This window comes from Burkholderia sp. Ax-1720 (assembly GCF_011753035.1).
GTDB lineage: Bacteria > Pseudomonadota > Gammaproteobacteria > Burkholderiales > Burkholderiaceae > Burkholderia > Burkholderia gladioli.
This window is the reverse complement of sequence record NZ_VWWK01000096.1, coordinates 12384-27239: the sequence shown is the minus strand read 5'-3', so window position 1 is coordinate 27239 and position 14856 is coordinate 12384. Positions and strand designations below refer to the sequence as shown.

General features: G+C 67.4%; 2 protein-coding genes. Both read right to left on the bottom strand.

What is annotated here, in order from left to right; genetic code table 11:
* Nucleotides 1-13150, bottom strand: a 13150-nt coding sequence (locus F3J18_RS23585) for a non-ribosomal peptide synthetase (RefSeq protein WP_166914535.1), incomplete at its 3' end; no start/stop codon positions are given.
* Between the two features lie 95 nt (nt 13151-13245).
* On the bottom strand, nt 13246-14808 hold the full coding sequence (gene pabB, locus F3J18_RS23580; protein ID WP_166914534.1) for an aminodeoxychorismate synthase component I: 1563 nt from the start codon (nt 14806-14808) through the stop codon (nt 13246-13248).
* Nucleotides 14809-14856: the final 48 nt, after the last annotated feature.

Here is a 14856-nt window from a genome sequence, read left to right as displayed (position 1 = left end):
CGACGCGATCGTCCTTGCTCACGCCCGCCGCGATCAGCCGATGCGCCAGGCGATTCGCCCGCGCATTGAGTTCGCCGTAGCTCAGGCGCTCGCTCTCGAACTCGACCGCGATCACCTCCGGCATGAGCGCGGCCTGCGCCTCGAAGCAGCCATGCAGCGTGCCCTCCTGCACATGACTGGCTTCGTCGAGATTCCAGATGGTCCGCAATTGCGCCTGCTCGCTCGCGGGCAGCCACGCCAGATCGCGCATCGGCGTGCCGGGCGCCTGCTCCAGCGCGTCCACCAGGCTTTCGAGCCCTCGATGGACATAAGCGGCCAGACGCGTCGCGTCATAAGGCTCGATCACCTGAGCCGTCAGGCGGAAACCGTCGCCGAGATCGTCGACGTTCAGCGAGCACGGATAATTGGTGCGCTCCTCGCTGTCGAGCACCTCGATGCCCTGCCAGCCGGGCGTGGCAGAAGCATCCGGCTCGGCGCTGTGCCGATAGTTCAGCAGCGCGCTGAACAGCGGCAATGGCGCCGCCACCCCGCTGCAACGTTGCGCCGAAACCAGCGAGGCATGCTCGTGCGCCACCAGGTCGGCGACGCTGCGATGCGTGCGCAGCACTGCCTCGTTCACCCCCACCTCGCCCAGGCCGACCCGCACCGGCAAGGTATTGATAAACAGGCCGAGCGCCTGCTCGACACCTTCGCCGCCCTGCCAGCGGCCCATCAGCACCGTGCCGAACACCACATCCTCGCGGCCGGCCAGCTTGCCGACCACATGCCCCCAGGCGAGATGGAACAGGCTCGCCACGCTCACGCCGAGCCGGCGCGCCTGTGCGCGCAGCCGCGTGGAGAGTTCGGGCGCAAGCTGCCGCTGCGAGGTCAGCGTCGCGACGCCCCGCCGGTCCGCCTCGCCGTTGATCTCGGAAAGCCCATAAGGCAGGGTCGGCTCGTCCACGTCGCCGAGCATGGTGCGGAAGAAGGCTTCGCTGCGGCCTTCTCGGGCCGCTTGTCGTGCCTGCGCCACGTAGTGGCGGAAAGGCGCGGCCGGCGGCAAAGGCGCCTGGCGGTCGTCCAGTAGCGCCATGACCTCGGCCAGCATGACTTCGAGGCCGGTGTGGTCGAGTGCGATGTGGTGGAACATCAGTGCCATCACCCAGCGCTCGTTGCGCGTGTCCCGGGCGTAATGCACGGCCATCGGCGGTGCCTGGCGCAGATCGAGGCGAAGGTGGCGCGGGTCGAGGCGCTGCGGCAACTGGCTCGCCACGTCGCCCGAATCGGCATCGATCGCCAGCTCGGTGGCCGGCAGCGTCGCTTCGCGCCAGACCACCTGGACGGGATCACGCAGACCGTCCCAGGCGATGCTGGTGCGCAGCGTGTCGTGACGCGCGATCACGGCCTGCAAGGCTTCGACGAAACGCCCGAGTCGCTCGCGGCTGTCGAAGGCCAGACGCAGTTGCAGCAGATAGGCGTCGCCTTCCTGCTGCGCGAGATGGTGATAGAGCATCCCCTCTTGCAGCGGCGCGAGCGGGTAGATGTCCTGGATGTTGGCGGCACCGCCCGGCACTTGCGCGACGATGGCGTCGATCTCGTGTTGGTCCAGTTCGACCAGGCCCAGCATCGAGGGGGCGATGTGCCTTGCGTCGCGTGGAATCGCGTTCAGTGGGACAGCCGCTTCCGGCGATACGCGTTCTTCTTGCGCGTGGGCCAAGGCCGCCACGGTCGGCTGGCTGAACAGCACGCGAACGTCGGCACGCATGCCGGCCTGGCGCATGCGCTCGATCAGCGTCACCGCCAGCAGCGAATGGCCGCCCAGTTCGAAGAAATTGTCGTGACGGCCGACTCGCTCGCAACCGAGCACGTCCTGCCAGATCGCCGCCAGTTCGGTTTCCAGCGCGCCCTCGGGGGCTGCGTAGTCGCGGCGCGCATAGGCCGACTCGTCAGGCGCAGGTAAGGCGCGGCGGTCGATCTTGCCGTTTGGCGTCAACGGCAGTATGTCCAATGCCACATAGGCAGCCGGGATCATGTACTCCGGCAGCGTCGTCAACAGATGCGTGCGCAACTGCTCGCTTGTGACCGGTGCCTGGGCGGCATGCAGCGTGTAATACGCCACTAATTGCTTGTCGCCGGCGCTGTTCGGCAACGCCAGCACCACCGCCTCGTGTATCGCCTCGTGCGAAGCCAGTCGCGCCGCGATCTCGCCCAACTCAATACGGAAACCGCGAATCTTCACCTGGTCGTCGTTTCGACCGAGGTATTCGATATTGCCGTCCGGCAGATACCGAGCAAGATCGCCCGTGCGATACAGCCTCGCGTCGGGTTCATCGCTGAATCGGTCCTCAATGAAGCGCTCAGCGGTCAGATCGGGACGATTCAGGTAGCCACGCGCCACGCCCGCGCCACCGATGTACAACTCGCCTGCTACGCCTGGCGGCACAGGTTGTCCGTGCTCGTCGAGGATGTAGGTGCTCGTATTGCCGATCGGGCGACCGATAGGCACGGAATGAGCGTTGCTGGCGATGGATTCAATTCGGTAAGTCGTCGCGAATGTCGTGGTTTCGGTCGGCCCATAACCGTTCAGCAGGTTCCGCGGCGCGCCATCGCGCAACACGCCCGCCATCACCTTCGGATCGAGCGCATCGCCGCCGGTAATCAGGTAACGCAAGCCGGCGAACTGCTTGGCCAGCGGCTTCGCATATTGGTTGAACAGACCCACCGTCAACCACAGCACGCTGACTTGTTCGCGCTCCAGCGCGTCGGCAAAGCGTGCCGGCGCCAGCAGCGTCGCCCGATCGATCACGACCAGCCGCCCGCCGTTGAGCAAGGGCGCCCAGATTTCAAAGGTTGCCGCGTCGAACGCCGTGTTCGCGGCAAACGCCACGCGATCATCGGCGCCGATATCGGCATAGCCGTTCTTGATCACCAGCCTGGCAATCGACCGATGCTCGACCATCACGCCCTTTGGCGTGCCCGTCGAGCCCGAGGTGTAGATCACATAAGCCAGGCTGCGTGAATCCAACCCGGCAACAACCGGATCGTGATCCGGCAAATCCTGAATCGCCTCGGCCGAAGGATCCAGCACCGGCAATTCGCCCGTATCCAGACGATCGCGCAAATCAGCTTGCAGCAGCACCGCCACCGGCGCGCTGTCCTCCAGCATGAAGCGCAGCCGCTCTTCCGGGTAATCCGGATCGAGCGGCACATAGGCGCCGCCCGCCTTGAGAATCGCCAGGAACCCCGCCACCGCCGCCGCGCTGCGCTCGACGCAGATGGCGACGTGATCTCCAGCACGCACGCCAAGCCCGATCAACTGATGCGCCAGACGATTCGCGCGAGCATTCAGCTCGCCGTAGCTGACCGAAACGCCACCCTCCACCACCGCAACCGCTTCCGGATGCGCGGCAACCCGCTGCTCGAACAACTCATGAACGCGGCTCTCGCCCGGATAATCCGTCCTCGTCGCATTCCACTGCACCAGCAGGCGTTCCCGCTCGGCCGGAGCCAGGATATCGACGCGATCCAGCGGCTGATTCGTGTCTGCCGCCATCGCGCGCAGCAGCGACAACAGATAGCCCGCGAATCTCCCGGCGGTCTCGCGCTCGAACAAGGCGCTGGCGTAGCCGAGCATCCCGGTGATGCCGCCGTCCTGCTCGAACAGGTTCAGTTCGACATCGAACTTGACCGTGTCGTAGTCGGGATCGATCGGCGTTACCTGCAGGCCCGGCAGTTGCCAATCCGCCACTTCGTTGTTCTGCCAGGCGAAGATCGCCTGGAACAGCGGCGTATGCGCGAGGCTGCGCTGCGGGTTGAGCAGTTCCACCACCTGCTCGAACGGCAGGTCCTGATGATCCTGTGCCGCCAGGGCCGCTTGGCGCGCACGCGCCAGCAAAGCGGCCGTATCCGGCTCGCCCGACAGATCCAGGCGCAATGCCAGCGTATTGACGAAGAAGCCGATCAAGGGCTCGGTTTCCTCCCGCGTGCGGCTCGCGCTCGGCGATCCGATCACGACCTCGTCCTGGCCCGACAGGCGTGAAAGCACCGCGCTCCAGGCCGCCAGAACGATCATGTACAGCGTCGCGCCGTGGCGTTCGCCAAGGCGGCGCAATTCATCTGTCAGCGCCGCGTCGATCCGGATCGGCACGTGCGCGCCTTCGAACGATTGACGTTCCGGCCGTGGGCGATCGGTCGGCAGGTCCAGCAGCACCGGCGCACCAGCCAGCGCGTTGCGCCAGTAATCGGCTTGCCGGTGCAGACGCTCGCCGGCCAGCCATTCGCGTTGCCAGGCCGCGTAGTCGGGGTACTGGATCGCCAGCGGCGGCAGCGTGTTGCCGCGACCTTCGCGGAACGATGCATAGAGTTCACCCAGCTCGCGACCCAGCACGGCAAGCGACCAGCCATCGGCGACGATATGGTGCTGCGTCAGCAGGAACACATGTTCCTCGTCCGCGAGCCTGACGAGGCGACCACGAATCAGCGGGCCTTCGGCCAGGTCGAACGGCGCACGCGCTTCCTCGCCTTCGATGCGTGCCAGCTCGGCTTCGCCATCGGCCACCCCGCGCAGGTCGTGGTGCTGCACCGGCAAGCCGGCATCCGGCGCCAGCAGACGCACCTTCAACTCGCCCTCGACACTGACGAACACCGAACGCAGCGCCTCGTGGCGCGCGAACAGGACATCGAGTGCACGCTGCCAGGCACCCATATCGAGCGCGCCCGCAAGACGAAGCGCCAGCGACACGTGATAACTGACGCTGACGTCCTCGATCTGCGCCAGGAACCACAGCCGCTGCTGGGCGAACGACGACGGCAGCAAACCATCACGCGCGATCGGCACGATCGCCGGCAAGGCGCGTTGCTCTTCACGAAGCTGCCGCGCCACCACGGCGGCGAACGCCGCCATGCGCGGATGCGCAAACAGGCTGGCCAGCGACAGCTCGGCGCCAAGCGCCGCCACCCGGCTCATCAACCGCATCGCCAGCAGCGAGTGCCCGCCCAGCGCGAAGAACGAATCGTGACGGCCGACACGCTCGGCGCCGAGCAGTTCGCTCCAGATCGCCGCCACGGCGGTTTCGATCTCGCCTCGCGGCGCCTCGTAGGCTTCGCGCGCGAAGGCATTCTCGTCGGGCGCCGGCAGCGCGCGGCGGTCCAGCTTGCCATTGGGCGTCAGCGGGAAGGCATCCAGCGCGACGAAGGCGGCCGGCACCATGTAATCAGGCAGGCGTGCAGACAGATGCGCGTGCAACTCACCGGCCAGCGAGGTAGAGGTTCCCCGCTCCTCGCCGCCGGCAGTCGCCACCACATAGGCGACCAGCTTGCGCTCGCTCGCCTCGCCGATCGCCAGCACGGCCGCTTCGCGCACGGCAGGATGCAGCGCCAGTTGAGCCTCGATCTCGCCCGGCTCGATCCGGAAGCCACGAATCTTCACCTGATGATCGTTACGACCCAGGTACACCAGGTTGCCGTCGGGCAGGAAGCGCGCCAGGTCGCCGGTGCGATATAGGCGGGCGCCCGGCTCCTCGCTGAACGGATCCTCGAGGAAGCGCTCGGCCGTCAGCTCGGGCCGCGCCAGATAGCCCCGCGCGACGCAGGCGCCACCGATATACAGCTCGCCCGCCACGCCGAACGGCACCGGCTGGCCGTGCGCATCGAGCAGATAGAGTCGCGTGTTGTCGATCGGCCGGCCGATCGGCGGCAGCGCCGGCCATGTCGACACATCGGCCGGCAGCGCATAGGCGGTCACCACGTGCGTTTCGGTCGGCCCGTAATGATTGTGCAGCCGGCAAGCCGTCTGCCCGGCGAACCAGGCGGCAATCGCCGGCGTGATGCGCAACTGCTCCCCTGCCACGATCACCTCGCGCAAGGCCTCGCAGGACGCCGCGGCGGCGTCGCCGTCCCGTGTCATGGTCTCCGCCAAGCCTTGCAAGGTCACGTAAGGCAGGTAGAGACGCTCGATCCGCTGCGCCTCCAGGTAGCGCGCCAACCTCGGCAGGTCGAGACGCAGATCCTGCCTGACCAGATGCAATTCGCCACCGGAACACAGCGTGCCGAAAATCTCCTGGAACGACACGTCGAAGCTGGGCGCGGCGAGCTGGAGCGTGCGCGCCCCGAACGCTGCGCCGTCCGCGTGCTGGGCGATCTGCCAGCGAATCATGTTCACCAGCGCGCCGTGGCCCATCTCCACGCCCTTCGGAATGCCCGTCGAGCCCGAGGTGTAGATGACATAGGCCGCGGCATCGGCACGACGCGCCACGACGGGCGGCATGGCGGGCGCGTGCCCGGCCCCGCTCTCCAGCGACAGCAACAGGCACGGCGCCGGCGAAGCGGCAACGCGTGCCTGCGTGGCTGCCTCGGCCACGATCGCGGCCGGCGCGCAGTTGTCGAGCAGATAAGCGAGCCGCTCGGCAGGCTGGTCGGGATCGATCGGCACATAGGCCGCACCGGCCTTCAGGATCGCGAGGATGCCGGCCACCGTCGCGGCACCGCGTTCGACGCAGATCGCCACGCGTTGGCCGGGATGCACGCCGAACTCGATCAAGCGATGCGCCAGGCGATTGGCATGCGCGTCGAGTTCGGCATAGCCGAGCCGGCCGCCCTCGTGCACCACCGCGACCGCGTCGGGGGTGAGACGCGCCTGTTGCTCGAACAGTTCGTGGACCGCGCTTTCGTGAGGGCGCGGCGTCGCCGTCGCGCTCCATTGGCCGAGCAGGCGCTCGCGTTCGTCCGGCGCGAGGATCTCGACGCGCTCCAGCGGCTGACGCGTATCGGCCGCCATCGCGCGCAGCAGCGACAGCAGGTAGCCGGCATGACGCGCGATCGTTTCACGATCGAACAAGGCGGAGGCAAAACCGAGCGTTCCCCTCATGCCGCCTTCATGCTCGGACAGGTCGAGCAGCAGGTCGAACTTCGCGGTGTCGTAGTCGGGGGCGATCAGGGAAACGTCGAGTCCCGGCAAGCGCCATTCGCCGACCTCGTTGTTCTGCCAGGCGAACATCACCTGGAACAGCGGCGTATGCGCGAGGCTGCGCTGCGGGTTGAGCAGTTCCACCACCTGCTCGAACGGCAGGTCCTGATGATCCTGTGCCGCCAGGGCCGCTTGCCGCGCACGCGCCAGCAAAGCGGCCGTATCCGGCTCGCCCGACAGATCCAGGCGCAATGCCAGCGTATTGACGAAGAAGCCGATCAAGGGCTCGGTTTCCTGCCGCGTGCGGCTCGCACTCGGCGATCCGATCACGACCTCGTCCTGGCCCGACAGACGCGAGAGCACCGCGCTCCAGGCCGCCAGCACGATCATGTACAGCGTCGCGCCATGGCGTTCGCCAAGGCGGCGCAAATCCTCGGTCAGCGCCGCGTCGATCCGGATCGGCACATGCGCGCCCTCGAACGATTGACGTTCCGGCCGTGGCCGATCGGTCGGCAGGTCCAGCAGCACCGGCGCGCCGGCCAGCGCGTTGCGCCAGTAATCGGCTTGCCGGTGCAGACGCTCGCCGGCCAGCCATTCGCGTTGCCAGGCCGCGTAGTCGGGATACTGGATCGCCAGCGGCGGCAGCGTGTTGCCGCGACCTTCGCGGAACGATGCATAGAGTTCACCCAGCTCGCGACACAGCACGGCAAGCGACCAGCCATCGGCGACGATATGGTGCTGCGTCAGCAGGAACACATGTTCCTCGTCCGCGAGCCTGACGAGGCGGCCCCGAATCAGCGGGCCTTCGGCCAGGTCGAACGGCGCACGCGCCTCCTCGCCCTCGATACGTGCCAGCACGGCTTCGGCATCGGCCACCCCGCGCAGGTCGTGGTGCTGCACCGGCAGACCGCTATCGGCAGCCAGCAGGCGCACTTTCGGCTCGCCGTCGACGCTCGCGAATACCGAACGCAGCGCCTCGTGGCGCGCGAACAAGGCATCGAGCGCCTGCTGCCACGCGCTCACATCGAGCACGCCGCCAAGGCGCAAGCCGATCGGGATGTGATAACTGGCGCTCAGGTTCTCGATCTGCGCGAGCAGCCACAGACGCTGCTGGGCAAACGACAGCGGCAGCAAGCCACCACGTTCGATCGGCGTGATGGCCGGCAAGGCCGGCTGGTCTTCCTTCAATTTCCCGGCCAGCAAGGCCGCGAAATCCGCCAGGCGCGGCTGCGCGAACAGGCTGGCCAGCGGCAGCTCGGCGCCAAGCGCGGCCACCCGGCTCATCAATCGCATCGCCAGCAGCGAGTGCCCGCCCAGCGCGAAGAATGAATCGTGACGACCGACGCGTTCCGCGCCGAGCAGTTCGCCCCAGATCGCCGCCACGGCGATTTCGACCTCGCCTCGCGGCGCCTCGTAGGCTTCGCGCGCGAAGGCATCCTCGTCGGGCGCCGGCAGCGCGCGGCGGTCCAGCTTGCCATTGGGCGTCAGCGGGAAGGCATCCAGCGCGACGAAGGCGGCCGGCACCATGTAGTCCGGCAAGCGTGCCGACAGATGCGCGCGCAACGAAACGGCCAATTGCCGATCGGCGTCATCGGCCAGCACATAGGCCACCAGCTTGCGCTCGCTCGCCTCGCCGATCGCCAGCACGGCCGCTTCGCGCACGGCAGGATGCAGCACCAGTTGAGCCTCGATCTCGCCGGGCTCGATCCGGAAGCCGCGAATCTTCACCTGATGATCGTTGCGACCCAGGTACACCAGGTTGCCGTCGGGCAGGAAGCGCGCCAGGTCGCCGGTGCGATACAGGCGGGCGCCCGGTTCGTCGCTGAACGGATCGTCGATGAAACGTTCGGCTGTCAGTTCGGGACGGTTCAGATACCCACGCGCCACCCCGACTCCGCCGATATACAGTTCGCCCACCGCGCCGAGCGGTACCGGCCGGCCGCGCGCATCGAGCAGATGAAGCCGCGTATTGGCCACCGGGGCGCCGATCGGCACCGCGCCGCCGTCGAAATCGGCCGGGCATCGCCAGGTGGTGGCGCAGACCGTGCATTCGGTCGGCCCATAGGCGTTGAACAAGGGCCCTCGAGACGCGAGCGAGCGCAGCAACACCGGGCTCGGTGCCTCCCCGCCCAGGATCACGGTGGCGGGAACCGTCAGCGGCGGCAGGTCCTCGCCGTCCTGCAGCAAGGCCGGCGGCAGCACGACGTGGGTGATGGCCTGCCGCTCGAGATGCCGCCACAGCGCGTGACGGTCGTGCCGCACGTTGTCGGGCGCGAGATGCAGCGCGGCGCCGCCGCACAAGGTCATCGCGATCTCCCAGATGCTCGCGTCGAAACCGGGCGAGGCGAACTGCATCATGCGGCTGGTCGGCAGGATCCCGAAGCGGGCGATGTGCGCGCGGGTCAGGTTGACCAGACCGCGATGCTCGACCATCACGCCCTTGGGCTGGCCGGTCGAGCCCGAGGTGTAGATCACGTAGGCGAGGTGGCGCGAGTGCAGGCCAGCCACGACAGGAGCGAGCCCGGACGCTTCCGGCACCAGGTTCGGGTCGAGCACCGTGCGCGAGTCCAGCGCCGCTTCGCCGAGCGCGGCGCGGCCTGCTGCATCGGCCAGCACGAAGGCGGGTTCGGCGTCGGCCAGGATGTAGGCGAGCCGCTCGCCGGCATAGGCCGGATCGAGCGGCAGGTAGGCCGCGCCGGCCTTCAGGATCGCGAGCAGGCCGACGATCATCGCCGGCGTGCGCGCGACGCAGTTCGCCACCCGATCGTCGGGCCGCACGCCCAGTTCGATCAGGCGATGCGCGAGCCGGTTGGCGCGCATGTCGAGTTCGCGATAGCTCAGGATCTCGTCTTGATGCACGACGGCGATCGCATCCGGCGTGAGCCGCGCCTGTTCCTCGAACAAGGCGTGGATGCATTGCCGATGCGGGAAATCCGTGTCGGTGGCGTTCCAGCCGCGCAGCAAGTCCCGCTCGGCGTCCGGCACGATATCGAGGTCGCGCGCCGGGGTGGCCGGCGCGCGATCCAGCGCATGCGCCAGGGCATCGAGCGCCCGATCGAGGTAGCCGGCCACGCGGGCGGCTTCCACCCGCAGATCGGCCTGCACGACCAGGTCGAAACCATTGCCGAGGTCGTCGATCGACAGCGTCAGCGGGTAGTTGGTGCGCTCCTCCTCGTGCATCATCGCCACGCCATGCTCGACGCGGCTGCCCGTGCCGGCCGCGCCGGCGCTCGAATGCCGGTAGTTCAGCAAGGCGCTGAACAGCGGATGCGGCGCCGCCACGCCGCTGCAGCGCTGCGCCAGCGCCAGCGAGGCGTGCTCGTGATGCAGCAGGCCGGCGAGCGCCTGGTGCGTGTCGCGCACGCTGTCGACGACGCTCGTGTCGTGCAGGCGGATGCGCACCGGCAAGGTGTTGATGAACAGGCCGAGCACGCGGTCGGCGCCCTCGCCGGCCTGCATGCGGCCGAACAGGACCGTGCCGAACACCACGTCCTCGCGCCCCGACAAACGCCCCAGCACCTGCGCCCAGGCGAGGTGGAACAGACTCGCCACGCTCACGCCGAGCCGCCGTGCCTGCGCGCGCAGTTGCTCGCCGAGCACCGGAGCCAGCGCATGGCGCACCTCGGCGATGCCGTTGCCGTCGCCTTGAACGTCGGCCAGCCCGTAAGGCAGCGTCGGTTCGTCCAGGTCGCCGAGACGTTCGCGGAAATAAGCCTCGTGCTCGGCCTGGCTCACGCCGAGGCGCGCTTGCGCCACCAGGTTGCGGAACGGCAACGGCGCCGGCAGCGCCTCGCGGTGCCCACCCAGGATCGCCATGATTTCGTGGCGCACCTGCTCGAGTGCCGTGTGATCCATCATCAGGTGATGGAAGACCCATTGCACCTGCCACTGATCTTGGACGTCGTCGCGCGCGATGTGTAGGCGCATCATCGGCGCCTCGCGAACATCGAGCCGATAGCGGCGCGGATCGACGCGCGCCGCCAGTTGCGCGGCTATCGCGCCGTCGTCGGGCGACAGCGCGAGTTCCTCGATCGGCAAGACAGCTTCGCGCAGGACCACTTGCACGGGCTCGCGCAAGTGGTCCCACAATACCGCCGTGCGCAGGATATCGTGGCGGGCGATCACCTCGCGCAGGGCCGCGATGAAGCCGTCGAGCCGCTCGCGCGTGTCGATGGTGAGCGCCGCCGTCAGGACGTAAGGGTCGCTGGCGGCGCCGTTCATGTGGTGGTACAGGATGCCTTCCTGCAAGGGCGCGAGCGGATAGATGTCCTGGATGTTGGCGGCGCCGCCCGGCACTCGAGCGACGATGGCGTCGATCTCTTGCTGGTCCAGCTCGATCAGGCTCAGCATCGAGGGATCGAGGTGCTCCGCGTCGTGCGGGATGGCGTTCGGCGGAACCTCCACGGCTGCCGAGGCGTGTTCATCCTGTGCAGCGGCCAGTGCGGCGATCGTCGGCTGGCTGAACAGCACGCGAACTTCCGCCGATATGCCGGCTTGGCGCATCCGCTCGATCAGCGTCACCGCCAGCAGCGAATGGCCGCCCAGTTCGAAGAAATTGTCGTGACGGCCGACTCGCTCGCAGCCGAGCACGTCCTGCCAGATCGTCGCCAGTTCGCTTTCCAGCGCGCCTTCGGGGGCTGCGTAGTCGCGGCGCGCATAGGCCGATTCGTCCGGCGCGGGCAAGGCGCGGCGGTCGATCTTGCCGTTTGGTGTCAACGGCAGTATGTCCAATGCCACGTAGGCGGCCGGGATCATGTATTCAGGCAGCGTCGCAATCAGATGCGTGCGCAACTGCTCGCTTGTGACCGGTGCCTGGGCGTCATGCAACGTGTAATACGCCACTAGTTGTCTGTCGCCGGCGCTGTTCGGCAACGCCAGCACCACCGCCTCGTGTATCGCCTCGTGCGAAGCCAGTCGCGCCGAGATTTCGCCCAACTCAATACGGAAACCGCGAATCTTCACCTGGTCGTCGTTTCGGCCCAGGTATTCGATATTGCCGTCCGGCAGATACCGAGCAAGATCGCCCGTGCGATACAGCCTCGCGTCGGGTTCATCGCTGAATCGGTCCTCAATGAAGCGCTCAGCGGTCAGATCGGGACGATTCAGGTAGCCACGCGCCACGCCCGCGCCACCGATGTACAACTCGCCTGCTACGCCTGGCGGCACAGGTTGTCCGTGCTCGTCGAGGATGTAGGTGCTCGTATTGCCGATCGGGCGACCGATAGGCACGGAATGAGCGTTGCTGGCGATGGATTCAATTCGGTAAGTCGTCGCGAATGTCGTGGTTTCGGTCGGCCCATAACCGTTCAGCAGGTTCCGCGGCGCGCCATCGCGCAACACGCCCGCCATCACCTTCGGATCGAGCGCATCGCCGCCGGTAATCAGGTAACGCAAGCCGGCGAACTGCTTGGCCAGCGGCTTCGCATATTGGTTGAACAGACCCACCGTCAACCACAGCACGCTGACTTGTTCGCGCTCCAGCGCGTCGGCAAAGCGTGCCGGCGCCAGCAGCGTCGCCCGATCGATCACGACCAGCCGCCCGCCGTTGAGCAAGGGCGCCCAGATTTCAAAGGTTGCCGCGTCGAACGCCGTGTTCGCGGCAAACGCCACGCGATCATCGGCGCCGATATCGGCATAGCCGTTCTTGATCACCAGCCTGGCAATCGACCGATGCTCGACCATCACGCCCTTTGGCGTGCCCGTCGAGCCCGAGGTGTAGATCACATAAGCCAGGCTGCGTGAATCCAACCCGGCAACAACCGGATCGTGATCCGGCAAATCCTGAATCGCCTCGGCCGAAGGATCCAGCACCGGCAATTCGCCCGTATCCAGACGATCGCGCAAATCAGCTTGCAGCAGCACCGCCACCGGCGCGCTGTCCTCCAGCATGAAGCGCAGCCGCTCTTCCGGGTAATCCGGATCGAGCGGCACATAAGCGCCGCCCGCCTTGAGAATCGCCAGGAACCCCGCCACCGCCGCCGCGCTGCGCTCGACGCAGATGGCTACGTGATCCCCCGCGCGCACGCCAAGCCCGATCAGCCGATGCGCCAGACGATTAGCGCGAGCATTCAGCTCGCCATAGCTGACCGAAACGCCACCCTCCACCACCGCAACCGCTTCCGGATGCGCGGCAACCCGCTGCTCGAACAACTCATGAACGCGGCTCTCGCCCGGATAATCCGTCGCCGTTGCATTCCACTGCGCCAGCAGTTGCGCTTGTTCGGCCGTCAGCGGATGGCTATCGCCTTGCGGGACAATCTTGTTCACAACACACTCCTTGTTGCGACAGGTCCCGCTGCGTTCAGCGCGAGCGCGGCCCCGATCGCGAATCTCGTTTGCCGAATGGCGCGCCGCGCGCGCCCTTATTCCGTTGCCGTGCTTGCGCTGTCGTGCTCTCGTGCCGTCTCGCGTTCGGGCCGGCTTGCCGGGGGCGCCGAAGCCTCGCCGTCGATCGCCCCCGCCTCCAGACGGCGCAAGGCTTCCGCCACGCCGCGCGCCTTCACGATGGTTTCCTCGAACTCCTCGATCGGATCGGACAGCGCCGTGATCGCGCCGCCCACGCCGAGCCGGGCCACGCCCTCGCTGATCGTCACCGAGCGGATCACGATGTTGAAATCGCAGGCGCCCGACAGCCCGAACCAGCCGAGCGAACCGGAATAGATGCCGCGCGGACCTTCCTCGAGCCGGTCGATGATGTCCATGGTGCGTTTCTTCGGTGCGCCCGTCATCGAGCCGCCGGGGAACGCGGCACGGATGCAGTCGACCGAGGACACCCCGGGCTTGAGTTCGCCGCGTATGGTCGACACCAGTTGATGGACGTGCGAGTAGCTCTCGACGTCGAACAGCTTGGGCACATGCACCGATCCGATCCGGCTGACCTGCCCCAGGTCGTTGCGCAGCAGGTCGACGATCATCAGGTTCTCGGCGCGGTCCTTCTCGCTGCCGCGCAGGTCGGCGATCAGCGCCGCATCCTCCTCGGCGCTGCCGCCGCGCGGGCGCGTGCCCTTGATCGGCTTGGCCTCGGCGCGCCCATGGCGATCGACGCTGAGGAAGCGCTCCGGCGAGGCACCCACGTGCGCGAAGCCATCCACCTCGAAATAGGCCGCATGCGGCGCCGGCGAAAGCTCGCGCAGCACGCGATAGAGATCGAACGGCGAGCGGTCGAAGGCGAAGGTGATCAGGTTGGTGAGGCAGATCTCGTAGCTCTCGCCGTTGACGATCTCGATCAGCGCCTCGCGAATCTTCGCGATATAGCTGGCCCGGTCGTGGCGCATCACGGCATGCCGGGCAATCCAGTTCTCGACCTCGGCCAGCGACAGCCTGCGACGCGGCGGTGCTTCGGCACGGGCCGCCGACACCGTCAGCGCCGACGCCCGCAACTGCGCTTCCACGCCGTCGAACCAGGCTTCGGCTTCACGCTCGCCTTGCGCGTCGTCCCCGTCGACCAGATGCAGCAGCCAGGTCCGGGCGTCGCGATGATCGATCGCGACCAGCCGCGTGGCGAACACGAAAGCCGCATCGTGCGTGTCCGAGCGCCAGGCCCGCGTGCCGCCCGTCTCGCCCTTCAGCTCGTAACCGAGCACGCCGGCATAACCGAGATTGAAATCGAAGGGCAGCTCGTCGTCCGCGTCCACGGCCATGGTCGCGAGCCTGGCCTTGAGCCAGTCGAACAGGCTCTCGACCCGCAGCGTCTCGCCATGCTCGCCGCGCCGCAGGCTCAGGCGCCGCTCATGCTGGTCGTAGCTGAGGGTTTCGCCGAGCGGGCCACCGGCATCGCCCATGAAGCTGAAGCGCGAGAAACCCGGCGTCACCACGCTGCTTTCGAACAGGAACTTGCCGCGCGATGGCAGGAACACGCGCTCGAACAGGTCCAGCACGTCAGGGCAATGGTCCAGCGCGCGGCGCCGGATCTGGAATCGACCCATGATGAAATCCTTGCAATAATCCCGTCGCCGGGAACAGCGGACGCACAC

What these genes read in the sequence shown, in the direction of transcription:
- pabB (WP_166914534.1), bottom strand. Translation starts at nt 14,808, where the DNA reads ATGGGTCGATTCCAGATCCGGCGCCGCGCGCTGGACCATTGCCCTGAC.